Below are 24,797 nucleotides of genomic sequence, written 5' to 3' on the forward strand. Positions count from 1 at the left end.
ACAAAACAAAACGGTTATATTTCAATATTACAAAGAGAAGCTGTATCTGTAACGTTTTGTTATCTAAGTGTAATATAATTGAACGGAATTTATGGTATATTATTTGTGGCGAAAAAATAACACATAAAAATTAATTGCTTGAAGTACATAGGATAATTTAATTAACGAAAATATAATTTTACTTAAAAAGATTTAAATGGAGGATTTTTTAATTATGAAGAAGACAATTTTAGCATCATCATTAGCAGTAGCATTAGGTGTAACAGGATACGCAGCAACAGCAGACAACAATCAAGCTCACGCTTCAGAAGAAAGCATCGACAAAGCGCATTTAGCTGAATTAGCACAAAGTAATGCTGCAGAATTAAATGAAAAACCATTACACGCTGGTGCATACAACTATGATTTCGTATTAGGCGGTTATGAATATACATTCACTTCAGACGGTCAATCATGGTCATGGGAATATGATGTAGCAGGTGCTCAAACTGCATCTTCAAACGTTTCTACAAACACAACTCAAGACGTTAGCGCACAAGCAACTACTAATACTAACGAAAAAGCAGCAAGCGAAGTAAGTACGCAACAACAATCAAATAATGTTGACGTAAAACCAGTTGCAGCTCCTAAAGCTTCAACTACTACAAAAGTTGAAACTACACAAACAAGTGCAACTACTAAAACTTACGAAACTGCAAAATCTTCAGCTGCTTCAACTGGTGGATCAGTTAAAGCTCAATTCTTAGCTGCTGGTGGTACAGAAGCTATGTGGAATACTATCGTATTACCTGAATCAAGTGGTAATCCAAATGCTGTTAACCCATTAGGTTACACAGGTTTAGGACAAACTAAAGAAGCTTGGGGTACTGGTTCAGTAGCTACACAAACAAAAGGTATGATTAACTATGCTGAACAACGTTATGGTTCAATTGATGAAGCACTTTCATTCCGTTCTCAAAATAACTGGTGGTAGGTTTCAAAGCATTAAATCATAAAATTTATTGATATAGATTAGAGAGTGACTCACAAGAGTCACTCTTTTTTTATACTTTAAAGTTTATTGACAAGGGTGAATATTCTGATAAAATTAAAGCTAATTAAATAAATGAAAACTTATCCAGAGAAGTTGAGGGATTTGGCCCTATGAGACTTCAGCAGCAGACTTATGTCGTAAGTACTGTGCTACTTCCAACAAGTGACATGACTTGATAGATAGGTGACATGTGAAAACTATATGCCACTTCATTGGGTATATAGTTTTTTTATAGGAGGACTTTTTAATGTCAATTTCAGATAGATTAGCACAAATTCCTGATAGTTACTTTGGTAAAACAATGGGGCAAAAGGTTGAACATGGGCCTTTACCATTAATCAATATGGCAGTCGGTATCCCTGATGGCGAAACGCCAAAAGGTATTATTGATTGTTTCGCTGATGCGATACGTCTTCCTGAGAATCAGAAGTATGTAGCATTTCATGGTAAAGATAGCTTGAAACAAGCAATTGTAGATTTTTATGAAAGGCAGTACCAAGTAGAATTAGATAAAGAAGATGAAGTTTGTATTTTATATGGAACGAAGAATGGTTTGGTAGCGCTTCCAACATGTATCGTTAATCCTGGAGAAAATGTATTGCTACCGGATCCTGGTTATACAGACTATTTGGCAGGGGTGATGTTGGCTGATGCACAACCTGAGCGATTGGTACTTAAACCACCGTATTATTTACCTGAATGGGATAAAGTAGATAAAAAAGTGCTAGCTAATACACGTCTAGTTTATTTAACTTATCCTAATAATCCAACTGGCTCAGTGGCTACAAAGGCTGTATTTGATGAAGCTGTTGCAAAATTTAAAAATACGAAAACTAAAATTGTTCATGATTTTGCATATAGTGCATTTGGTTTTGATGGTAAGAATCCCAGTATGCTGCAATCTGAAGGTGCGAAAGATTTGGGAGTAGAAATTTTTTCCTTATCTAAAGGTTACAACATGTCAGGATTTAGAGTGGGATTTGCAGTAGGGAATAAAGATATAATACAAGCCTTAAAGAAATACCAATCACATACACACGCTGGTATGTTTGGTGCGTTACAAGATGCAGCTACTTATGCATTGAATCATTATGATGATTTTTTAGAAGAACAAAATGAAACTTTTAAAAAACGTAGAAATCAATTTGAAGCAAAACTTAATGAAGTGGATATACCATTTGAACCGATGAAAGGTGGCATTTTCTTGTGGTTGAAAACACCCCCCGAATACGATGGTGAAACGTTTGTTGACTATTTATTACAAGAACAATCTATTCTTGTTGCACCTGGCATACCTTTTGGTGAACATGGGCGTAACTATGTACGTATTTCATTGGCACTTGATGATCAAGCATTGTTGGAAGCAGCAGAACGTATTCAATCGCTTAAATATCTTTATCAATAATAAAATAGGAGTGAATTTAGATGACAAAAATCAAACTTTTTGGCGTGCGTGAAGAAGATATTCCCTACATAGAAGCATGGGCAACAAAATACAAAGTAGAGGTTGATTTAGATAAAGATTTACTTACTTTAGACACAGTAGATCGAGTAGAAGGGTTTGATGGTTTATCTTTATCACAGCAAATTCCTTTAGATGAAACAGTATATAAAAAATTACATGATTTTGGCATTAAACAAATTGCACAACGTAGTGCAGGTTTTGATAGTTATGATTTGGATTTAGCTCAAAAATATAACTTGATTATTTCAAATGTACCTTCGTATTCGCCACATTCAATTGCAGAGTATACAGTTTCTCAAGCACTTAATTTAATTCGTAATTATAATGATATTCAACAAAAAACAGCAACTTATGATTTCAGATGGCAACCAGCGATATTATCACGTTCTATCAGAGATTTAAAAGTCGCTGTAATCGGTACGGGGCGCATTGGTTCTATTGTAGGAAAAATTTTTGCTCGAGGGTTTGACGCGGAAGTTGTGGCATATGATATTGAACCGAATGAACAATGCCAAACATATTTAACTTATAAAGATAGCGTGACTGAAGTTGTAAAAGATGCAGACATTGTCACTGTACATATTCCAAGTAGTAAAGAAAATGACTATTTATTTGACGAAGATTTATTCAAAGCATTTAAGAAGGGCGCTGTGTTTATCAACTGTGCGCGTGGTTCTATTGTAAAGACAAGTGCACTTATAGAAGCTTTGGATAATGGAACGTTAAAAGGTGCAGCGCTTGATACTTATGAGGGTGAGAAAGGATTGTTTCCTAGTGATCAAAGAGGCACTGAACTTAAAGATGATATTTTAACTCAATTAATTGAACGACAAGATGTTATACTGTCTCCTCATATTGCATTTTATACAGATGCAGCAGTTGAAAATTTAATTGTGGATGCACTAAATGCAACATTAGAAGTATTGAACACTGGTGATACAGCCCTCCGTGTTAATACATTATAAAGGGTTTTTAACTCAGTATTAAAATTAATATAAACAATAAAAAAGTGGGCGCATCAGAGATGAGGCGTCCACTATATTTGTGTGCTATTCATTTATTTTACATCATAACCTTGGTCTTCAATTGCTTCTTTCATATGAGACATTTCGACTTTGCTGTCATCATAATCTACTTTAACGTTATTTTCTTCAAGGTTAACATCTGCTGTTGTAACACCATCAAGGTTAGTAAGTGCTGACTCTACTGCTTGTTTACAGTGATCACAACTCATGCCTTCTACTTTAATTGTTTCTGCAGTCATACAAATCACCTCCTTAAAATAATGAATGTCTCTATCATGATTATTTCAAAAATGAATTATAATTTCATGCGTTTAAGTCTCAATGCATTAGTGACGACACTCACAGAGCTTAACGCCATTGCAGCGCCGGCAACCCATGGTGCGAGTAACCCTAATGCGGCAATCGGTATACCAGCTACATTGTAACCAAATGCCCAAAATAAGTTTTGACGAATATTGCGTATTGTTGATTTACTAGCTTTCATGGCTTTCGGAATTAATAATAAATCGCCGCCAAGAATTGTAACGTCAGCAGCTTCGATAGCAACTTCTGTACCGCTACCAATTGCTATACCAATGTCTGCTTGTACAAGTGCTGGCGCATCATTGACACCATCACCAACCATGGCTACTGTCTTGCCTTGATCTTGTAGCTCTACAATTTTTGTGGCTTTTTCTTCAGGTAATACCTCGGTGATTACTGTGTCGATGCCTACCTGCTTTGCAATAGCTTGTGCAGTACGTTCGTTATCTCCAGTGAGCATCACGACTTCAATATCTAAATCATGAAGTTGCTGAATTGCTTCACTTGTTGAAGCTTTAACAGTGTCTGCAACAGCGATTGTTCCTTTTAATTCGCTATCTATGGCAATCATCATCGCTGTTTTTCCATCTTGTTCAAAACGTGATAATTGTGTTTCAGCACTGTTTATTGCAATGTTTTCTTCTATCATAAATTTACGATTACCAACACATAATGATTTACCATCAATTGTCGCTTTTATACCGTGGCCTGGTATCGCTTCGAAATGTGCTACTTCTAAAAATGGAATGTGATTCTTTTTAGCGTAGTTCACAATAGATTCAGCTAAAGGATGTTCAGAACCTTTTTCTGCACTTGCGAGTAGTTGTAATACTTTATCATCACCATCAAAATCAGTGACTACGGGTTTACCATTTGTGATTGTACCTGTCTTATCTAATACAACAGTATTGACTTGGTGTGTACGTTCAATATGTTCGCCACCTTTAAAAAGAATACCGTTTTCGGCAGCTTTTCCAGTACCTACCATAATAGAAGTAGGCGTAGCTAACCCAAGTGCACAAGGGCAGGCGATTACGAGTACTGCGATTGCAGCAACTAATGCTGGTTCGAATTGTCCTGTTTGTACGAGTGTAATCCATACAATAAATGTGAGTAAAGCAATGCCAACTACAATCGGTACAAAATAGCCAGAAATAATATCAGCAAGACGTTGAATAGGTGCTTTAGATCCTTGTGCTTCTTCTACAACTTTAATAATTGAAGCGAGCGCTGTGTCTTTGCCAACTTTAGTTGCTTCTACTGTAATAGACCCATTTTTATTCATTGTGGAACCGATGACGTTATCATTTTGAACTTTCTCAATTGGTATAGATTCACCAGTTAACATAGATTCGTCTATAGAAGTGGTTCCTTTAATGACTTTACCGTCTACAGGTATTTTCTCACCAGGTTTAATGATAAGGTGATCGCCTTGGACAACCTCGTTTAATGGAATCATAAGTTCTTCTCGATTACGTAACACGCGTGCTTCTTTTGCTTGAAGGTTGAGCAATTCACTTAAAGCATTTGTAGTTTGTGTTTTTGCGCGCGTCTCTAAATACTTTCCAAAAAGAATCAATGTGATTAGTACTGCACTCGTTTCAAAATATAGATGCGGTGTATAATTTGTAAGGCTTAGCCATTTTATCATTTCGTATAAACTATAGAAGTATGCAGCACTTGTACCTAAGGCGACAAGCACATCCATGTTGGCAGAACCATTGCGTAAATTTTTATAGGCACCTACATAAAATTGCCAACCGATTATAAATTGAACAGGTGTTGCTAATGCAAATTGAAACCATGGATTCATAAAGATATGAGGAATTTGCATACTGAAAAGGTGTACAAACATTGTAAGCAATAAGGGTGCTGCTAAAATTGCTGAAATAATAAGTTTAGTGCGTTTGTGTTTTAACTCTTGTTCTTTTTGCGAACTTTTCTCAGTGGCTGCTTGTTTTGGTTTTGCATCATAACCTATTTTTTGAATTTTTTTAATCAAATCATCAATAGAAGTCATTTCTGGATTATAAGCAATCGTTGCGTTTTCAGTAGTTAAATTGACATTAGCATGTTCAACACCAGCGTCACGGTTTAATACTTTTTCAATCCTATTCGAACATGCGGCACAAGTCATGCCTATAACATCGAGTTCTGCTTTTTCAGTTAAGACGCCATAACCTGTTTTTTCAATGGAGTGCGTAAGGTCATCAATCGTTGTCGATTTAGGATTGTAAGCAACCGTTGCTTTTTCAGTTGTAACGTTTACAGTGGCGTCTACATCATTAATTTTATTTAAGTTTTTCTCTATACGATTTGCACACGCGGCACAAGTCATACCGGTGATACCTAAAGTCGTTTTTTTCTTTTCAGCCATGAAGTGAACCTCCTTTCATACATGTAACTAAATATTGGTGACAGAGTCGTTTTTTAAATTTCTATATTTTTAATATACCCCCACTAGGTATAAAAGTCAATTTTTGTGTTTGAAAAAAGAGATTGAAATAAAGGCGTAGTTTTAAAAACTTACCAATATTTCAATCTCATAGATTCATATTTTATAAAAGATGTTGTTTGTTTACTTTACTTAATTCTGAAACAATTTTACGACTGTCTTTATTGAGGTGTTGTACATAAATTGTATTTTTTTTCTTATGATAGTTTTCTATTAAAGTATCAATCGCATTCACTGCGGAATCGTCCCATAAGTGAGCTTGACTAAAATCTAAGTAAATTATTTTATTGCGTAATTCCAAATCAAGTTGATTCATCATAGAATCTATAGAGACAAAGAAAATTTGACCTTTGATTTTGTAGTGAATTGTCTCATCGACTTCTTCGTAATCTACAGTAACATTTGAAATTTTTGTAGCAAAACAAAGGGCACTTACAATGACACCAACGATAACACCTAAGGCAAGGTTACTCGTGAATAGTACAATAGCTACAGTGAGTACCATGACTAACGCATCAGTTCGTGGTGCTTTTTTCATAAATTGAAATGAATGCCAATCAAACGTTCCTACAGATACCATAATCATGATACCAGCTAATATAGGCATAGGAATTTGAACGACCCAATCCCCAAACACGATAATTAAAACAATCAAAAATACACCAGCTGTAAAAGTAGAAAGACGTGTTGTTGCACCAGAGCGTACATTAATTACGGATTGACCAATCATAGCACAGCCACCCATAGCACCAAAGAACCCTGTAATAAAGTTGGCAATACCTTGTCCACGTGATTCTCTATTTTTACTACTATACGTATCAGTTGCTTGGTCTACGATACGTGCAGTCAATAAACTTTCTACAAGTCCAACAATCGCCATAGATAAAGAATAAGGCAAAATAATTTGTAATGTTTCTAAGTTAAATGGCACATCAGGAATGAAAAATTGTGGCAATGAACGTGTGATTTGACCTAAATCACCAACAGTTTCGACTTTTGCGCCAGTCGCTAAGTAGACAATAGTAAGTACAACAATTGCGATAAGTGGCGCGGGAATTTTGTTGAATACGCGTGGCAATAAGTAAATAATTAGTAGTGTAGTAATAACAAATAAATATGTAGGTATTGATATACCAAATATATGCTTGATTTGTGTCATGAAAATAAGAATGGCTAAAGCGTTGACGAAACCAATCATGACAGAGTTTGGGATGAACTTCATTAAACGTCCTACCTTTAACACACCAAATATAATTTGTATAATACCCATTAAAATTGTTGCTGCCAGTAAATATTGAACGCCATGGTCCTTTACTAGTGGCACAATGACTAAGGCAACAGAACCTGTAGCTGCTGAAATCATTGCTGGTCTACCACCAACGAAAGAAATAACAACTGCTATAATAAATGAAGAGTATAGACCGACCATAGGATCTACACCGGCAATGATAGAGAATGAGAGGGCTTCAGGAATGAGTGCAAGCGCCACAAGGATACCAGCTACGATATTGGTGCCCGGAGCAGTGAGCCATTCTCTTTTAAGTTTATTTAACATCTTCTTGTACTCCTTATTTAAAATTCAATTAGACTATTATATCATATGACAGAAGTGTAGATTTAAAAAAATAGAATCAACTAAATTTCATATAAGTGACAAAGTTGTCATTTAAAAATAGCTTTTTGTTAGTTATATCAAACGAAAAGAAAAAATTAATTAGCTATGATAGTTATATAGAGAAAAAGATGACGAGGAGTGAACAAACATGTCGATATTAAAAGTAGAAGGACTAACAAAAAAGTACGGTAACAGACATCAGCAACAAGAAGTATTAAAGGGGATAGATTTTTCAATTGAAAAGGGTGAATTTGTTACCATAATGGGGCCTTCAGGTTCTGGTAAAACAACACTTTTAAACGTCTTAAGTTCTATTGATTATATAACGAGTGGCACAGTTGAAATTAACGGTAACAAAATAAATAACATGAGTAACAAGGCGTTAGCAGATTTTCGTAAAAAAGAGATAGGTTTTATTTTTCAAAACTATAGTGTATTACACACATTAACGGTAAAAGAAAATATCATGCTTCCTTTATCAATTCAAAAAATGTCTAAAGCAGAAAAAGAAAATAATTATAATGAAGTAACAAAAGCGCTAGGTATTCATGAACTGGGTCATAAATATCCTAATGAAATTTCTGGAGGGCAACAACAACGTACTGCAGCAGCACGCGCTTCGGTACATAAACCTGCTATTATTTTTGCTGATGAACCTACTGGCGCATTAGATTCAAAAAGTGCACAAGATCTTCTAAACAGGCTTGAAGATTTGAATGAAAGCATAGATGCAACGATTGTAATGGTGACGCATGATCCAGTGGCAGCAAGTTATTCTAATCGTGTCATTATGTTGAAAGATGGCAGCGTCCATTCTGAAATTTACCAAGGTGATGACTCGAATCAAGCGTTTTACAAAAATATCATTCATATGCAAACTGCTTTGGGTGGTGTAGCAAATGAGTTTTAATCAGATCGTAATTAAGAACTTCAGACAAAACATACGGCATTACGCGATGTATATATTTTCATTGATTGTCAGTATTGTATTATATTTTAGTTTCGTAACATTAAAGTATACAGAGAGTATAAACAACGTAAATTCAATGTCTATTATTAGAAAGGGTTCTGAAGTAGGATCATATTTCTTATTTGCGATTATACTCGTATTTCTAATGTACGCAAATCAATTATTTATAAAACGACGGACACGTGAATTTGCTTTATATCAATTAATAGGTTTAACTCGAAAAAATATTATGCGCATATTATTAATTGAACAAGCTGCAATGTTTTTAATAACAGGGTTGATGGGCATAATTATTGGTGTCTTTGGTTCGAAAATTCTCTTAATGATTGTACTCAAGGTATTAACTATAGACACGAGTGTATCATTAACGTTCCAATTTCCTGCTGTTATACAAACAATTTTGTTAATTATCGTGTCTTTCCTATTGATTATGGCACAAAGCTTCATCTTTTTACGTAAGCGCAGTATATTATCAATGATGAATGATAGTACAAAATCTGAAGCAACCCAATCTAAGATGACCGTTATTGAAGTTATCTCAGGCATTTTAGGCATAGCCATGATTGCTTTTGGCTATTATATGTCTACTGAACTGTTTGGCAAATTCGCCGAGCAATTAATGTACGCGCCATTCGCCATTTTATTTTTAACTATTATAGGTGCATATCTATTCTTTAGAAGTTCAGTGTCGCTGATTTTTAAAACATTGAAGCGTTCAAAAAATGGTAATGTTTCTATAACAGATGTTGTATTTACGTCTTCAATCATGCACAGAATGAAGAAAAATGCATTGTCACTCACAATAATAGCGACGATATCTGCTGTTACTGTTACCGTACTGTGCTTTGGTGCAATCAGTAAGTCAACGATTGACGATACAGTGAAGCAATCCTCACCACAAGATTTTAATTTCTTGGAAAATAAGCAAGCCCAACAATTTGAAGATAAATTGAAAAAAAAGGATATAGGTTATAACAAAATATATAAAGAAGTTACTGAATTAAAAGTAACTAAAGAGAATTTTTATGATTACAGTAGTAATTTTGGTGAAACTGATAAAATGTTTATAACAAGTAATAAATATTTTAATGATAAGGATATTACGGATCATAAAGCGAAAATGATAAATATGGCTTCATCCGCAAGTATAATGAAATTCAATTTAAATACAAAAATTCAATTTGATACTAAACCAGTGGACACATTTAAAGTGATTGATGCTAAAAAAGAAGTGAATTTTAAAAACGATGTCAGCTTTGCTTCACCTGTATTACTCATAAGTGAACAGCAATATAATCAATTGAAACCACAAGGTGAGGAAACACGTACTCAATATGGTTATGATTTAAAAAATCAAAATAATTGGGAAGAAGCTAATAAAATGGCCCATTCGGTTCATTCTGATATCTACCCTCAAAAATTAGTACGTCAAGAATTGAATGACTCTGCGGGTATATTATTATTTGTTACATCATTTTTAGGACTAGCATTTTTAGTTGCGTCAGGTTGTATCATTTATATTAAACAGATGGATGAAACAGAAGATGAGATACCAAGTTTCCGTATATTACGCAAAATTGGATACACACATAGTGATATGCTCAAAGGGTTAGGTCTTAAAGTAATGTTTAATTTTGGACTGCCACTAGTAGTGTCATTATTACATGCATATTTTGCAGCTAAAGCATTTATGTTAATCCTCAGTACTACAAATATGTTACCTGTCTATATTGTTATGGGTGCATATTCAATTGTTTATTGCATATTTGCAATTATGTCATTTATCCATTCAAGTAGAATCATTAAACATTCTATCTAAATCCAATTAATAATCTTAAAGCTCAGTCAACACACTATAGCGGCACTGTTATAGTGTGTTGTTAATGTATTCATTTTATATTGCTCAAAACTAATTAAAAATTCAAAATGTTTGTATGTGTTCTGAAGTGGTATCTAGCAAGTAATAGGTGTAAAAATGGAGGTATACAAATGAACTTAACTGAATTTCATAAACAAATTAAAGGTTATACACAAGATAGACAACCAGGAATTGAAAAAGATATGAATCCACAGCCACTTTCAGAAATGAAAGATTATAAAAGTGGTGGAAAATTGAACGGGAAAGTTGCTTTGATTACCGGCGGAGATTCAGGTATTGGGCGTTCAGTGGCAACACTATATGCTAAAGAAGGCGCAGATGTCGCGATTGGATATTATGATGAACATGAAGATGCTGAAGCGGTAGTAAATCGTTTGGAATCTTTAGGTGTAAAAGCAAAAGCCTATGCACATGATTTGAAAGATGTTGCATCATCACAAGATTTAATTGAAAAAGTCGTAAATGATTTTGGTGGACTCAATATATTAGTTAATAATGGTGGCGTTCAATTTCCAAAAGATAATTTTGAAGATATCACACCAGAACAAGTAAAAGAAACATTCGAAACGAATATTTTTGGAATGATGTTTTTATCTCAAGCTGCAGTACCACACTTAAGTGATGGCGATGCGATTGTTAATACCACGAGTGTGACAGCTTATAGAGGTTCGGGACATCTTATAGATTATTCAGCAACAAAAGGCGCGATTGTTGCATTCACACGCTCATTAGCAACTACGTTGATTGGAAAAGGTATTCGTGTTAATGCAGTGGCACCTGGACCAATTTATACACCATTAATTCCAGCAACATTCACAGAAGACAAAGTTGAAAATCAAGGTTCTGATACACCAATGGAACGTAGAGGGCAACCAGCTGAACTTGCACCATCTTATGTATTTTTAGCAACGTACGCAGATAGTTCGTATATTACAGGCCAAGTTATCCACGTCAATGGTGGAGATTATATGACATCATAAATTTATATTATTATACGATTTTTATCGAAATATGTCATTATGCTTTTTTTACACTTACCCTTTAAAAATTTATATTTTTTCACAAAAAAGGGAGTGGGACAGAAATCTAATTTTTCTAATAAAATTTCGTCGTCCCACCCCGGCACAGCTGACTATAAAATGGAATACAAGAGCTTTAGCTCTTGCATAAGAACTACTTGTCTTCATAAATGAAGTAGTAGTTCTTTAAAAGCTTGATATAAGCGCATTTTCAATTCAGTTGGCCACTGCCAATATAAAAAAATGAGGCTAAGACATGTCATCATGTCTCAGCCTCTTAATTTATTTGTCTGAAGGTTGTCTTGGAAAACCTATTTGTTTGAAATTTATGTTAATAAGGTACGACAATTACAGTATCGATACGAAATTGGGACAAGGTTGACACCTAGCATATCAGATGACGTTTATTCTGTAATTATCTAGAAGAAAGTTGATAAACTTTAAAAGAAATCAGAAGGGATAAGATCATCGAATTGTAAGTGCTTTAATGAATCGAAATTCACACTTTCTATACTTTGAAGCAATTCACCATTTTTAGCTTGGTTATAATAATTAACTGCTTCTGCTTGCACGTCATGGTCCTGGAATGTTTTAACTACGCCTAATATCAGTAATACTGCGATAGCCCCTTTAATGATTGTCTTCATAATAAATGACTCCTTCTATAAGTTTATACTCTTATTCTATACCGTTTTGTACTTTGTGACATGCGTCCCTAGTATCGAAATTATATCATACCTTAGTTGTATCCTAACGATACAAACTATTAAGAACTTTCTTTTTATAAACCAAATACAATAGGTAACCAGAAATATACGAATAGTGATATTACCACAATTGCACACATGTTTAAAATAAATCCACCTTTAACCATATCTTGCATTTCTAATTCATCAGAACTAAATACCGCAGCATTTGGTGGTGTTGAAATTGGCAACATAAATGCGCACGTTGAGGATACTGCGACAATTCCCATAATAATAAATGGATCTTGGCTAATTGCTGCGGCTAAACCAATACTGATTGGCATTAACATATTGGAAACTGCCGTATTAGACATCACTTCTGTTAAGAATAAAATAGACGTCGATAATACGATAACGACAAGGATTAATGGTAGTGGTTCGACGAAACCTAGCATGCCACCAAACCATTTTGTCAGTCCTGAATCTTCAAATGCAGCAGCTAAGGATAAGCCACCACCGAATAATAGCAATATACCCCATGGTAGTCTACTCATATCATTCCATACGAGTAATGCGCCGTTAGAAGATTTTGCAGGAATAAGGAAGAGCAATACAGCACCTAACATTGCGATAACTGTATCTGATAAATTTAAAGAAGCAGGCAAGAGACCGCCACCAATCCACAAGATACTAACGAAAAGGAAGACAATACCTGTTAACTTTTCTTCTAAACTCATCGGACCTAAATCATGTAAAGCTTTCTTTGCAAAATCTGAAGATATTTTATCGGAGTCTTCAATTTTAAATAACCATTTTGTCATTAACAAGTATAAAATGATTAACAAAATAATTGTCAACGGTAAGGCAAATGACATCCATTGTGCAAAGGACACTTCTCTATTTAAAGTAGAGGAAGCGATGGCTGCGAAAACCGCATTTGGTACTGAACCAATAAGCGTTGCTAAGCCACCGATAGATGCTGAATAAGCGACAGTTAATAATAATGCTTTCCCGAATTTGTGGGCTGATTCTGGTTTGAGGAATTGTGCCTCTTTAATTTCTTTTATTAATGCTAACGCAATTGGCAACATCATGAGTGCGGTTGCTGCATTTGAAATCCACATTGAAATAAATGCAGTTGCAATCATCGTACCTAAAATAATACGATTACTATTTGAACCCATCAAAGAAATGATGGTCATAGCAATGCGTTTATGTAAATTCCATTTTTCAATGGCCAGTGCGATAATAAAGCCGCCCATATACATAAAGACGATTGGATCAGCATAAGCACTCGCAGCTACTTGTTCATTTGTCCCGCCACTCAAAGGTAGTAATATCAATGGAATGAGTGACGTAGCGGGTATAGGAATTGCTTCTGTAATCCACCATGTAGCTACAAAAAGTGTGACTGCAAGAACAGCACGTGGTTCATCCGCTAAACCTGTAATACTGGGTATAAAATAAAAAATGATGAAGAGTGATGGCCCTAAGATTAAACCGATTTTTTCTTTCATTTGCAAAAATCCCCCCTTGTTATTGTCTATAGTTGCAAGAATATCAATTTAAAAAGAGCAAAACAATGTATTTTTTCAGAAAATTATAAAAATTAATGAAAAATACTGGTAAACTGTATTTAATATCTTAGAATAAAAATTTATTTCAAAGGGGGAATGTTCATGGTATTAGGTGCACTTATAGCTAAAGATGACACGTGGATGTTATGGGCAATTATTATAGTTTGGGCAACAATAAGTTTATTCCTAGAACAGCGATACAAGTGGGCAAGTACAATTTCGGGAGCTATTATAGCGCTAGTGGGGGCAATGCTCTTATCAAACTTTAAAGTGATACCAACGAGTTCACCGGTGTATGATACGGTATGGGATTTTATCGTGCCACTTTCTATTCCATTATTATTATTTAGTTCAAACATTTTAAAGATATGGAAAGAAAGTAGACGATTATTATTCATTTTTATGATTGCTTCGGTAGGGACAATGATAGGTACAGTGGTCGCATTTCTTACTTTAAATCAATGGATACCTTACCTGTCTAAAATAGGCGCCATGATGACTGGAAGCTATATTGGTGGTGGCGTGAATTTTGCAGCTTTAAGTTCTAAATTCCAAACACCTGGAGACATGGTTTCTTCGACAGTAGTTGCTGATAACAGTGTTATGGCACTGTATTTTATATTACTTATAGCCATTCCATCAATGCCTTGGATAAAAAAGTATTTTACTACTAATTATAAATCCGAAACGACACCTGAGACACAACAGTCATTTTGGCAACCAAAAAAAATTCAATTATTAGATATTGCATTTTCAATGGCAAGTGCCATTGCACTTGTAGCGATTAGTTTCAAAATAGCAGAATTGATACAACTATGGGTACCTAAAAGTAATCTCATATTAACAATCATTGTATCTTTCTTTGGTGATTCTTATTTATTGTTAACAACACTGACATTAATAGTTGTTGCTATCTGGGGAGATTTCTTTGAGAAGTTAGCAGGTGCATCAGAAATCGGCACTTTCCTTATTTATATATTCTTTGTAGTCATTGGCACGCCGGCTTCATTTGCTACAATTATTACAACTGCACCGTTGTTATTTGTTTTTGTCATTATTATTTTGATTTTCAATTTAGGTTTAAGTCTTATTTTAGGTAAGCTCTTTAAATTTAAAATTGAAGAAATATTGTTAGCAAGTAATGCAACTGCGGGAGGGCCTACTACTGCAGCAGCTTTAGCTATTGGAAAAGGCTGGTCAGGTTTAGTGGGCCCGATACTTATTATTGGTACATTAGGTTATGTAATAGGAAATTATGCTGGAACAATGATGTATCAATTATTTATTCATCTAGGATAAATTGTAAAAGGTGTTAGAATATGTATGTATATTTGACGGAACTTAATGATGGAGGGATATATGTATGAACGAAAAAGAAAAGATGTTAGCAGGTGAATGGTATGATGCTAACTTTGATGAAGCTTTGGATGTTGAAAGGAATAAAGCGAAAGATCTTTGCTTTGAATTAAACCACACAAAGCCGAGCAATTCAGAAAAACGCAATGCAATTTTAACTGACTTACTCAATGATAAGCCAGATAATTTAGAAATATTAAGCCCATTCCAAGTAGATTATGGCTACAATGTTTTTTTAGGAAATAATGTATTTGTAAATCATGATTGTTATTTTATGGATGGCGGAAAGATTTTTATTGGAGATAATGTTTTTATAGGTCCGAAATGTGGACTTTATACAGCTGTTCATCCTCTTCAATATCAACAGAGAAATATAGGGTTAGAACAAGCATTACCTATTAACATAGGAAATAACGTGTGGTTAGGTGCTAACGTTATTGTGTTGCCGGGTGTTCAAATCGGTGATGGAGCAGTCATTGGGGCAGGTAGTGTTGTGGCGAAGGATATTCCGGAAAATGTACTAGCAGTCGGAACACCAGCTAAACCTATAAATAAAATAGATAATTAATAAATATTTAACAGAAAAAGCTGTGGTAACATTCATTACGTAATGGATATTACCACCATTTTTTCATTGTACATAGTGTAAATAATCATGAAATATAAAAATAATCTACAATAGTCATTATCATTAAATCGTGTAATATTAAAAAACAAATTAAAACAATGTAGAAAAATGTTCCGCGGTGCTTAAATTTAAAATAATAAAATTGTTCGGAATATAATAGTGAAATGTGTTAAGATATAAAAATGTGAGTGAAAAGGTAAGTAATATAATTGTAGATGAATATATATAAGATAGATGAATCTGATTTTTAGAAAGGAATCGATAAATCTGCTTATAGTTAGAATTGAAACAATTATGTCCACACAAAAACATAACTACTTCAAGAAAAGGAAAGAGGCATTTCAAAGATGGATATATTAATTGGAACTTTGTTTTTAGTTGTAGTGTTAGCGTTATTTACACTGTTTACATATCGAGCACCTATGGGTATGCGTGCGATGGGTGCTTTAGCAAATGCTGCAATTGCAACATTCTTAGTTGAAGCATTTCATAAATACGTAGGTGGCGACCTATTAGGTATTAAATTTTTAGGTGAACTGGGCGATGCTGCTGGAGGTCTTGGTGGTGTAGCTGCAGCTGGACTTGTAGCATTAGCTATTGGTGTTTCACCTGTATATGCTTTAGTTATAGCTGCCTCATGTGGAGGACTAGATTTAATACCTGGTTTCGTCGCTGGCTATGTTGTTGGTTATTTAATGAAATACGCGGAAAGAAAAGTACCAGATGGTATAGATTTGATCGTAGGTATTTTAATTATTGCACCTTTAGCAAGATTAGTTGCGACTGGTATTACCCCGTTAGTTAATAATTCACTATTAAAAATAGGTGACATCATTCAAAGTTCTACAGAAATAAACCCAATTATTATGGGGATTATTCTTGGTGGTGTTATTACAGTAGTAGGAACAGCGCCATTAAGCTCTATGGCTTTAACGGCATTACTTGGTCTAACTGGTATGCCAATGGCAATTGCTGCTATGGTTTCTTTCTCTTCTTCATTTATTAATGGCACAATGTTTAATAAATTGAAATTAGGCGATCGTAAATCTAGAATTGCTGTTTGTATTGAACCATTATCTCAAGCAGATATTGTGTCGGCAAATCCTGTTCCAATATATACTGCGAATTTTATAGGTGGTGCATTAGCCGGAGCGGTTATCGCTTCATCTGGAATGATAAATGATGCTACTGGTACGGCAACCCCACTAGCTGGTTTCTTAGTCATGTTTGGATTTAATGATCCATTGAAAATTTTCATTTATGGTGCAATTATCGCTGTTATTGGTCTAATTGTAGGCTATGTATGTTCTAAACTTTTCAAAAATTATCCAATTGTAACGCAAGAGGATATAGAATCCCGTTAAAACATACGTTGTAATGCGTTGTAGTATAAAATCTTGAATAAAAAAGGACGTTTAGATTTTTCAGATGAAATCTAAACGTCCTTTTATTTTTTGAGATATTTGAAACAGTAATAGATAACTAGTTATTAATCACCAATTTGACTATTAAGTATATCTGTAATAAACATATGTCCTGGTGCATGGGTAATCATTAATTCTGGCTTGGCATCTAGAGCGATAGATTGTGGGGTCACACCACATCCCCAAAAGACAGGAACTTCATTTTCCTTTATTGTGGCAGGTTCTCCAAAATCAGGTCTTGTAATATTATCAATACCTATTTTAGATGGATCACCAATATGTAGCGGTGTCCCATGCATATTTTTAAAGTGTGTAGTAATTTCAGTTGCTTTAATGGCTTGCTGCATTGTCATCGGGCGCATACTTACTGTGATATTACCTGCAAATTCGCCACTTGGTTCTGCGGGTATATCAGTGATGAACATAGGTACATTGTGATCTTCTTCAATATGTCGAATCGGAATGTCGGCTTCTAATAAGGCATGTTCAAAGGTAAAACTACAACCGATTAAAAAGCTGACCATATCATCATTAAATAGATGCGAGACATTTGTTGGTGATTCAACAAGCTCGTCATAACGATAGACACGATATTCTGCCACCTCTGTGCTAATATCTGCTTGTTTACCGTAGAAAGGAAAGGTAGTAGAACCTTTTTCGGATACATCTAAAAGTGGACATGTTTTAGGATTTCTAAAACAAAACTTTAAAAAATCATATGCGTAGCTTGAAGGTAGAATAACGACATTGGCTTGTACGTATCCTTTAGCCATACCACTGGTAGGATCAGTAAGTTCTCCATTACTAATCATTTCTCTTAGTTTATGTGGCTGTATATTATCTAAATTCATAAAACCATCCCCTTAATTTAAAACTTATCGTTAGTTTAGCAAAAATAAGTCATAACAGTTAAATATATGTATATTACAAGTTTATAAAAATGCCCCTCCATTAGCTAGAGAATAGGAGGGGTGAATCATTTTATTTGTCGTTATTATTTTCGTCTTTTTTATTATTTCTATATTGTTTGTTTAATTCAGCTTCTTTTTCATCATGAGTTGTGCTTTGCTTATCATTTGCTGAATCGTCTTTTGAATCGTTAGTGTCATCATCTTCACGTTGCTCAAGTGGAATTGAATAATCTTTATCATCATCTATATGTGTCATTTTAAAATGTTTCGTTGGTTCTCTACGCAATGCACGCATTAATGACACAATCATTAATAGCAAGATAATAGAGAACGGAAGCCCTGTGACAACAGAAGCGGTTTGTAAACTTGTTAAGCCACCAGCAATTGTCATAGATACTGAAATTGCACCGATTAAAATACCCCAAATGATTTTGTGCTTCGTCTTAGGATTTGCTATGCCACCTGTTGCCATGCCTGAGACAATATGTGTTGTTGAATCAGCACTTGTGACAATAAATATAAATATCAGTGCAATTGCTAAAGCACTCGTAATGTCAGCAAGAGGGAATTTAGATAACAATTCAAATAACGCTACGGTGTAGTCTTGATCAACAACGTTAGCAATATTATCATTCTCTTTGAGTGCAATTTTAACTGCTGTACCCCCAAAACCAGCAATCCAAGTAAATGAAATTAGCGGTGGAATAATGAGTACGCCAACGATGAATTCTCTTATCGTACGTCCACGTGAAACCCGCGCAACGAAACCACCTATAAATGGAGACCATGAAATCACCCATGCCCAATAAAAGACTGTCCATTGTTGAATCCAGCCATTGTCTCCGGTATATGGACTAATACGTAAACTATATTCAATAAAATGGCGTAAATAATCACCAATTGCTAAAGTGTAAGATTCGAAAATGAATTTTAAATCACCAAAAATGAACATAAAGATAAGAAGCAAGGCACCTAATCCTATATTAATATTACTTAGCCATTTGACACCTCTATTTAAACCAGTTGCTGCAGAAGTTAGGAAAATAGCTACCATTAATACAGTGATTGTGATTTTAGTAATATTATTATTAGGTATATTAAAGACATGTTCTAACCCACCGCTAATTTGCATAATACCTAATCCAATTGAGGTTGCGATACCCATCACTGTCGCAATAATAGCTAAAATATCGATGATGTTTCTGTAAGGGCGCTTATATGCTTCGCCAAATACAGGCTCCATCGCTGTTGAAATTAGCCCGTTACGATTTTTTCTGAATTGGAAATAAGCGACAGTAAGACCGGCAATTGCAAATATAGACCATTGTGAAATACCCCAATGGAAAAATGTATAGCCCATTGCGACTCTTGCAGATTCTGCCGACTCATCTGCGACTGTGCCTGGGAAGGGAGAATGTAAATAATGACTTAATGGTTCAGCGACACCCCAAAAGACAATCCCTACACCTAAGCCTGCTGAAAATAGCATTCCAATCCAAGAATGCATAGAAAACTCAGGCTCTTCATCATCTCTACCTAATTTAAAGCGTCCATAACGAGATACAGCTAACGCGATTAAAAAGATATCTAAAATAAAAATAATAACTAAGAATAACCATCCGAAAGAATTTGATATGTAGTCATAAACTTGTTGTGCGTAGGTTCCAAACCCCTTTGGGAAAATACCAGCAACTAAAGTGATGAGTAAAATGATAGCTACTGAAATAATGTAGACCAAATTACGATTTTTTGTTTTTCTCTTATGCTTATTATTCATAACGCTATTTAATCATTCCTTTGTTTATTTAGATTATAATTACATACCCTTATTATTATTTTGTTACTCATTGGACTAAATTCGTTTGTTTTAAGTATTTAAATACAATAGAATAGATTGAGCAATCATATTATTGCATAACGTTATTTGTGAGGGGTATAGCATTAACAAAGCTAGAAGTAAATTCCTGAGGAGGAAAATTATGAAAAGAACTGTGGAAAAAATATTAACCTGGGTAGGCATTATCCTACAGTTTATCTTAATATTTTTAATGGCTATCGTTACGCCATTTTTAAATGATGCGAGCGTAAAAGATTCACTCATACAATCAATGAACAATAGTCAAGAATTTAATCAGGTATCAAATCAAATGACACCATCTCAATTATTAGATATGGCGAGTAGCTTGTTTATTGTAGCTTTAGGAGCAGTTATCGTATGTACAATTATCGCAATTATATTTGCGTTATTAATTAATAAAATTCCTAAAGTGTCGGGTGTTGTACTGATATTAATTGCAATTGTTACAGTATTTACATTTAATTGGATTACTGCATTATTGTGGTTAGTAGCTGGTATTTTACTATTAGTAAGAAAAGCGCATAAACCGAGCTATGAAGGTGTTACGAATTCAAATAATAGAAACAATACAGACAATCATTATCAAGAGCGAAATACTGAATTAAAAGATGAATCACCAGAACATCAAACTGATGATAGAGACTTTACAAAGCAAGAGAAACTAAGTGATGACAAAGACGAAGCGGTATCGACTTCTGATGATTACACGTATCAACGTCGCCAAGATCGTAAAGATAAATAAAGTAGGAGTATTTCATGGTGAACGTAAATTGATAAATGGTGATACTATGAAATAATAAGATAAAGAAAGAGGACTAGCTGATTGTAAAATACAGCTAGTCCTCTTTTAATTATTGTATTTGATATATAATTTGTTAATTTATTAATCCATCTTGCCGTGTTTATAACTTTCATACACTTTGTCGTAATTGATGTGTCCAATCCCACCTACCATAAATTTTCCGAATTTGAATAAGTTGAATACATATGCTAGACAAACTGATATTGTGACTGTGAGAATGAAAGTGAAAGCAATGTTTCTTAATGAACTATCCGCTCTCAATAAGCCTAAATCATGCACAAAGAAGTAATGAACTAAATATATACAGAATGAGTAGTTACTTATGAATAATACGAATTTTGGAACATATTTGACATAGGATGAGAATAAGAAAAACAGTAAGATCACCATTGTGACATAAAATGGTATATCAAAGCGTTTAGATTCTACCCAAGTACTAACACCGAATAAATAGTTACTAATTAATATACCTGCTGACAAGATTGCGCCAAAAATAATAAGCCAAGTATATTTTTTAATATTCTTCATGAGGGACTCATAGTATATGCCTGTATAAAAACCAAGTAAGAAATAACTAATCCAACCTAAAAAGAGCATCCAACCTTCTCTTCCCCAAAACAGTCCTAAAATTGGATTTTCTGATGGGGGTACAAATTCTCTAAATGCCCAATACAATGTGGCGAATATTGTTGCACCAATAATTACAGGAATAGGTTTCCATTTAATTATGTATTTAGCAAAGAGAATGTGTAATATATAGAATTGGAAAATAATTACAATAAAGTATGTCACAGCGCCACCATGGAACATCGTGTTTGAAACATGCCCAAAGTAATCTTCTAATGTCTCAGGTTCAAAATAGAAATATGAGATAGCTAGATTAACCACAATATATGGAATGCCTAAATAAATCAATTTGTTTTTAAAGAAACCAGGTTTTGTTTTAACGTGATAATTTTTCGCTAATAAAAATTCTGAAATGAATACAAATAATGGCGTACTAAACATTAGCAATAATTGAAATATTCTAATAGCAGTGCCATGGCCCACAAAATCCATTTTGGAAAATGTAGTTGTAATCGCATGAATGAGAACAATACTTAAACAAGCTATAGTACGCATCCAAAAAATAACAGACGTATATGTTTTCATAAATAGCTTAACCTCTCGATTGTTCCTTTTTTGAAAATAAATATTGTTATGATTATATTCAAGTTTAAATAATAACATACGTAATGAGAATTCAGTGTAAATATTAAGATGAATTTTATTAAATTAGCATTTACTATTTATATGATATTAACAATAAATATCAATGAATATAATAGCAAATTTTAGGGAATAATGCGAAATAGGTGAGATACGATTTAATTAAAAAAAGTGATTGTAAGCGATTGCATTTGTGGTGTGATACATATACAATAAAATCAAGAGTGGAATAATTCCATTCGTGTTTTCTATTTACAAACTGACATGGGGGTAGAAAAATGGTAGTTAATTATCAGAATGAACCAGGTATCGATTTTACAGACAGTAAAAATGTAGAATCATTTAAAGAGGCTTTAAAGAAAGTTAAAGGTGAATTAAATCAAAAAATTCCTTTAGTAATTAATGGGGAAGAAATATTCACAAAAGATACGTATCAATCTATCAACCCTGCCAATACTACTGAAGTTATTGCAGAAGTTTCAAAAGCAACTCAAGCAGATGTAGATAAAGCATTTGAGTCTGCAAACGAAGCTTATAAATCATGGAAGAAATGGTCACACAAAGATCGCGCTGAATTTTTACTTAGAGTATCGGCAATTATTAGACGTCGTAAAGAAGAAATCTCAGCAGTGATGGTTTACGAAGCAGGTAAACCATGGGATGAAGCTGTAGGTGACGCAGCAGAAGGTATTGATTTCATTGAATACTATGCGAGATCAATGATGGAATTAGCAGACGGTAAACCAACATTGGATAGAGAAGGAGAACATAATAAATACTTCTATAAACCAATTGGTACTGGTGTTACAATTCCACCATGGAACTTCCCGTTTGCAATCATGGCTGGTACGACATTAGCGCCAGTAGTTGCAGGGAACACAGTACTTTTAAAAACAGCAGAAGATACACCATTAACTGCATATAAATTAATTGAAATTTTAGAAGAAGCTGGATTACCAAAAGGTGTTGTTAACTTTGTACCAGGGGATCCAAAAGAAATAGGTGACTATCTTGTAGATAGCGTACACACGCATTTTGTAACTTTCACAGGTTCACTTGCTACAGGTACTCGAATTTTTGAAAGAGCTGCAAAAGTACAAAAAGGACAAAAGTTCTTAAAACGTGTTATTGCTGAAATGGGTGGTAAAGATGCAATCGTAGTTGATAAAGATATCGACACTGATTTAGCAGCAGAATCTATTGTAAGTTCTGCATTTGGTTTCTCAGGACAGAAATGTTCAGCGTGTTCTCGTGCAATCGTACACAAAGATGTATATGATGAAGTATTGAAAAAATCAGTTGAATTAACTAAGAATTTAACATTGGGCAATACTGAGAATAACACGAACATGGGACCAGTTATTAATAAAAAACAATTTGATAAAATTAAAAATTATATTGAAATTGGTAGCAAAGAAGGTAAATTAGAGTTCGGTGGTGGTACGGATGGTACTACTGGATACTTTATTGAACCTACAATCATCTCAGACTTAAAATCAAGAGACCAAATCATGCAAGAAGAAATCTTTGGTCCGATGGTTGGCTTTGTTAAAGGCAACGACTTTGAAGAACTATTAGACATTGCTAACGATACAGATTATGGTTTAACAGGTGCTGTAATTACTAATAATCGTGAAAACTGGATTCATGCAGTTGAAGAATACGATGTAGGTAACTTATACCTTAACCGTGGATGTACTGCAGCAGTTGTTGGCTATCACCCGTTCGGTGGTTTCAAAATGTCAGGTACTGACGCTAAGACAGGTAGCCCAGACTATCTATTAAACTTCTTAGAACAAAAAGTCGCTTCAGAAATGTTCTAATTAAAATTATAAAATAATTTAAAAGCCTCTCATTGCTTTGCAGTGAGAGGTTTTTTGGCGTGAATTTATTGTTTTACGTCTTTACTTTGATATTAATCATTTTATGAAAGATTTCATCTATTTCGTGTGCCGGGCGTTTAATATTGTGGTCGCGCATCCACTCCATAAAGCCAAATAAACTTGCGCCATATACATAAAAAATCAGTTCGATTGGAACACTCGGATCTACAGAAATACGTGACATATTATCTTTAATGTCATTTTGTAATACACGGATGAAATAATTTGTAATCGTTCGTTCAAAATCTTTGTCTTCTATTTGCTTTTCTTTAACTTTGTTAAGTTCATCGATATCTGTTATTGTTTTTTCCATAATAGTAAATGGATTGTTAATGCGTTCTTTAAAATCAATTGAAAAATAATCCTTCATTAAATAGGTAATTAAATAAATAAGTAAATCATATTTATCGTAAAAATGTTTATAAAAAGTTGTTCGATGTACCAAAGCTTCGTTGCAAATTTGGTTTACGGTAATTGTTGAAAAAGGATGTTTTTCCAAGAGATCATAAAAACTTTTAGACAGCGCGCGTTTTGTTTTAATAACACGGAGATCTTTTTCATTCATTCTACACTTCTCCCTTTTTGTAGTTTAAATAGACATATTGGCATAATTAGTTCTTTTTATAATACGACTTAGCTTGTAAAATGTTAATATAAATAATCTACACTATATGTATAAACTATAACGTTGATTAAATT

The 24,797-nt window shown here is 34.0% G+C and carries 20 protein-coding genes and 1 riboswitch; of the genes, 11 read left to right on the forward strand and 9 right to left on the reverse strand.

Translation table 11 applies throughout. The annotated features are described in order from the left end of the window. Positions 1-214: 214 nt before the first annotated feature. From SOJ_RS03055 to SOJ_RS03065, 3 genes are all read left to right on the forward strand, one after another. Complete coding sequence (locus SOJ_RS03055) at positions 215-973, forward strand: hypothetical protein (protein WP_002506616.1); 759 nt, start codon at positions 215-217, stop codon at positions 971-973. A 137-nt stretch (positions 974-1,110) separates the two neighbouring features. Further along, positions 1,111-1,219: riboswitch (SAM riboswitch) on the forward strand. A gap of 61 nt (positions 1,220-1,280) precedes the next feature. Further along, positions 1,281-2,438 (forward strand): aminotransferase class I/II-fold pyridoxal phosphate-dependent enzyme, encoded by a 1,158-nt coding sequence (locus SOJ_RS03060; protein ID WP_002506617.1) that lies wholly within the window; start codon positions 1,281-1,283, stop codon positions 2,436-2,438. A 20-nt stretch (positions 2,439-2,458) separates the two neighbouring features. After that, positions 2,459-3,463 (forward strand): D-lactate dehydrogenase, encoded by a 1,005-nt coding sequence (locus SOJ_RS03065; RefSeq protein WP_002506618.1) that lies wholly within the window; start codon positions 2,459-2,461, stop codon positions 3,461-3,463. A 92-nt stretch (positions 3,464-3,555) separates the two neighbouring features. On the opposite strand, the gene copZ is transcribed toward SOJ_RS03065, so the two are convergent. From copZ to SOJ_RS03080, 3 genes are all read right to left on the reverse strand, one after another. Then, the gene (gene copZ / locus SOJ_RS03070) at positions 3,556-3,762 is read right to left on the reverse strand and encodes a copper chaperone CopZ (RefSeq protein WP_002506619.1); all 207 of its coding nucleotides are present in this window, start codon (positions 3,760-3,762) and stop codon (positions 3,556-3,558) included. Between the two features lie 56 nt (positions 3,763-3,818). Continuing rightward, the gene (locus SOJ_RS03075; protein WP_002506620.1) at positions 3,819-6,203 is read right to left on the reverse strand and encodes a heavy metal translocating P-type ATPase; all 2,385 of its coding nucleotides are present in this window, start codon (positions 6,201-6,203) and stop codon (positions 3,819-3,821) included. Between the two features lie 181 nt (positions 6,204-6,384). Next, on the reverse strand, positions 6,385-7,836 hold the full coding sequence (locus SOJ_RS03080) for a SulP family inorganic anion transporter (protein ID WP_002506621.1): 1,452 nt from the start codon (positions 7,834-7,836) through the stop codon (positions 6,385-6,387). A gap of 208 nt (positions 7,837-8,044) precedes the next feature. Here SOJ_RS03080 and SOJ_RS03085 point away from each other — a divergent pair, with 208 nt between their 5' ends. The 3 genes from SOJ_RS03085 to SOJ_RS03095 all read left to right on the forward strand — a co-directional run bounded on the left by SOJ_RS03085 (position 8,045) and on the right by SOJ_RS03095 (position 11,725). Further along, positions 8,045-8,806: an ABC transporter ATP-binding protein gene (locus SOJ_RS03085; RefSeq protein ID WP_002506622.1), complete on the forward strand. Its 762-nt coding sequence runs from the start codon at positions 8,045-8,047 to the stop codon at positions 8,804-8,806. Further along, positions 8,796-10,685, forward strand: a complete 1,890-nt coding sequence (locus SOJ_RS03090) for an FtsX-like permease family protein (protein ID WP_037539424.1) — start codon at positions 8,796-8,798, stop codon at positions 10,683-10,685. The genes SOJ_RS03085 and SOJ_RS03090 overlap by 11 nt, the downstream gene beginning before the upstream one ends. A gap of 170 nt (positions 10,686-10,855) precedes the next feature. Then, entirely contained in the window at positions 10,856-11,725 is an 870-nt protein-coding gene (locus SOJ_RS03095; RefSeq protein ID WP_002506624.1) for an SDR family oxidoreductase, read from the forward strand. Positions 11,726-12,204: 479 nt separating this feature from the next. On the opposite strand, the gene SOJ_RS03100 is transcribed toward SOJ_RS03095, so the two are convergent. Together SOJ_RS03100 and SOJ_RS03105 are read right to left on the reverse strand one after the other, a co-directional pair. Continuing rightward, positions 12,205-12,411, reverse strand: a complete 207-nt coding sequence (locus SOJ_RS03100; protein WP_002506625.1) for a hypothetical protein — start codon at positions 12,409-12,411, stop codon at positions 12,205-12,207. A gap of 134 nt (positions 12,412-12,545) precedes the next feature. Further along, positions 12,546-13,967 carry an SLC13 family permease gene (locus SOJ_RS03105; RefSeq protein ID WP_002506626.1) on the reverse strand — a complete coding sequence of 474 codons (1,422 nt, stop codon included), beginning with the start codon at positions 13,965-13,967 and terminating at the stop codon, positions 12,546-12,548. Between the two features lie 162 nt (positions 13,968-14,129). Here SOJ_RS03105 and SOJ_RS03110 point away from each other — a divergent pair, with 162 nt between their 5' ends. From SOJ_RS03110 to SOJ_RS03120, 3 genes are all read left to right on the forward strand, one after another. After that, positions 14,130-15,326 (forward strand): DUF819 family protein, encoded by a 1,197-nt coding sequence (locus tag SOJ_RS03110; protein WP_002506627.1) that lies wholly within the window; start codon positions 14,130-14,132, stop codon positions 15,324-15,326. 64 nt (positions 15,327-15,390) lie between these two features. Continuing rightward, the gene (locus SOJ_RS03115) at positions 15,391-15,951 is read left to right on the forward strand and encodes a sugar O-acetyltransferase (protein WP_002506628.1); all 561 of its coding nucleotides are present in this window, start codon (positions 15,391-15,393) and stop codon (positions 15,949-15,951) included. Between the two features lie 407 nt (positions 15,952-16,358). Next, positions 16,359-17,375 (forward strand): PTS sugar transporter subunit IIC, encoded by a 1,017-nt coding sequence (locus SOJ_RS03120; RefSeq protein ID WP_002506629.1) that lies wholly within the window; start codon positions 16,359-16,361, stop codon positions 17,373-17,375. 125 nt (positions 17,376-17,500) lie between these two features. Here SOJ_RS03120 and SOJ_RS03125 read toward each other — a convergent pair whose 3' ends face one another. Both SOJ_RS03125 and SOJ_RS03130 read right to left on the reverse strand, forming a co-directional pair. After that, positions 17,501-18,286: a putative hydro-lyase gene (locus SOJ_RS03125; protein ID WP_002506630.1), complete on the reverse strand. Its 786-nt coding sequence runs from the start codon at positions 18,284-18,286 to the stop codon at positions 17,501-17,503. Between the two features lie 130 nt (positions 18,287-18,416). Continuing rightward, positions 18,417-20,123: a BCCT family transporter gene (locus tag SOJ_RS03130; RefSeq protein WP_002506631.1), complete on the reverse strand. Its 1,707-nt coding sequence runs from the start codon at positions 20,121-20,123 to the stop codon at positions 18,417-18,419. 202 nt (positions 20,124-20,325) lie between these two features. Here SOJ_RS03130 and SOJ_RS03135 point away from each other — a divergent pair, with 202 nt between their 5' ends. Continuing rightward, a complete protein-coding gene (locus SOJ_RS03135) occupies positions 20,326-20,946 on the forward strand; it encodes a DUF4064 domain-containing protein (protein ID WP_002506632.1) in 621 nt (206 codons plus the stop codon). A gap of 141 nt (positions 20,947-21,087) precedes the next feature. Here the strand turns inward: SOJ_RS03135 and SOJ_RS03140 are convergent, their stop codons facing one another. Next, entirely contained in the window at positions 21,088-22,158 is a 1,071-nt protein-coding gene (locus SOJ_RS03140) for an acyltransferase family protein (RefSeq protein ID WP_002506633.1), read from the reverse strand. Between the two features lie 335 nt (positions 22,159-22,493). Here SOJ_RS03140 and pruA point away from each other — a divergent pair, with 335 nt between their 5' ends. Then, entirely contained in the window at positions 22,494-24,038 is a 1,545-nt protein-coding gene (gene pruA, locus SOJ_RS03145; RefSeq protein WP_002506634.1) for an L-glutamate gamma-semialdehyde dehydrogenase, read from the forward strand. Between the two features lie 73 nt (positions 24,039-24,111). Here the strand turns inward: pruA and SOJ_RS03150 are convergent, their stop codons facing one another. Next, entirely contained in the window at positions 24,112-24,663 is a 552-nt protein-coding gene (locus SOJ_RS03150; protein WP_002506635.1) for a TetR/AcrR family transcriptional regulator, read from the reverse strand. Between the last annotated feature and the right edge of the window lie 134 nt (positions 24,664-24,797).

This window comes from Staphylococcus sp. OJ82 (assembly GCF_000294465.1).
GTDB classification, from domain to species: domain Bacteria; phylum Bacillota; class Bacilli; order Staphylococcales; family Staphylococcaceae; genus Staphylococcus; species Staphylococcus equorum.

Bases quoted from the DNA above. Each gene is read 5' to 3' on its own strand.
- SOJ_RS03055 (WP_002506616.1), top strand. From the start codon at position 215: ATGAAGAAGACAATTTTAGCATCATCATTAGCAGTAGCATTAGGTGTA.
- SOJ_RS03060 (WP_002506617.1), top strand. From the start codon at position 1,281: ATGTCAATTTCAGATAGATTAGCACAAATTCCTGATAGTTACTTTGGT.
- SOJ_RS03065 (WP_002506618.1), top strand. From the start codon at position 2,459: ATGACAAAAATCAAACTTTTTGGCGTGCGTGAAGAAGATATTCCCTAC.
- copZ (WP_002506619.1), bottom strand. From the start codon at position 3,762: ATGACTGCAGAAACAATTAAAGTAGAAGGCATGAGTTGTGATCACTGT.
- SOJ_RS03075 (WP_002506620.1), bottom strand. From the start codon at position 6,203: ATGGCTGAAAAGAAAAAAACGACTTTAGGTATCACCGGTATGACTTGT.
- SOJ_RS03080 (WP_002506621.1), bottom strand. From the start codon at position 7,836: ATGTTAAATAAACTTAAAAGAGAATGGCTCACTGCTCCGGGCACCAAT.
- SOJ_RS03085 (WP_002506622.1), top strand. From the start codon at position 8,045: ATGTCGATATTAAAAGTAGAAGGACTAACAAAAAAGTACGGTAACAGA.
- SOJ_RS03090 (WP_037539424.1), top strand. From the start codon at position 8,796: ATGAGTTTTAATCAGATCGTAATTAAGAACTTCAGACAAAACATACGG.
- SOJ_RS03095 (WP_002506624.1), top strand. From the start codon at position 10,856: ATGAACTTAACTGAATTTCATAAACAAATTAAAGGTTATACACAAGAT.
- SOJ_RS03100 (WP_002506625.1), bottom strand. From the start codon at position 12,411: ATGAAGACAATCATTAAAGGGGCTATCGCAGTATTACTGATATTAGGC.
- SOJ_RS03105 (WP_002506626.1), bottom strand. From the start codon at position 13,967: ATGAAAGAAAAAATCGGTTTAATCTTAGGGCCATCACTCTTCATCATT.
- SOJ_RS03110 (WP_002506627.1), top strand. From the start codon at position 14,130: ATGGTATTAGGTGCACTTATAGCTAAAGATGACACGTGGATGTTATGG.
- SOJ_RS03115 (WP_002506628.1), top strand. From the start codon at position 15,391: ATGAACGAAAAAGAAAAGATGTTAGCAGGTGAATGGTATGATGCTAAC.
- SOJ_RS03120 (WP_002506629.1), top strand. From the start codon at position 16,359: ATGGATATATTAATTGGAACTTTGTTTTTAGTTGTAGTGTTAGCGTTA.
- SOJ_RS03125 (WP_002506630.1), bottom strand. From the start codon at position 18,286: ATGAATTTAGATAATATACAGCCACATAAACTAAGAGAAATGATTAGT.
- SOJ_RS03130 (WP_002506631.1), bottom strand. From the start codon at position 20,123: ATGAATAATAAGCATAAGAGAAAAACAAAAAATCGTAATTTGGTCTAC.
- SOJ_RS03135 (WP_002506632.1), top strand. From the start codon at position 20,326: ATGAAAAGAACTGTGGAAAAAATATTAACCTGGGTAGGCATTATCCTA.
- SOJ_RS03140 (WP_002506633.1), bottom strand. From the start codon at position 22,158: ATGAAAACATATACGTCTGTTATTTTTTGGATGCGTACTATAGCTTGT.
- pruA (WP_002506634.1), top strand. From the start codon at position 22,494: ATGGTAGTTAATTATCAGAATGAACCAGGTATCGATTTTACAGACAGT.
- SOJ_RS03150 (WP_002506635.1), bottom strand. From the start codon at position 24,663: ATGAATGAAAAAGATCTCCGTGTTATTAAAACAAAACGCGCGCTGTCT.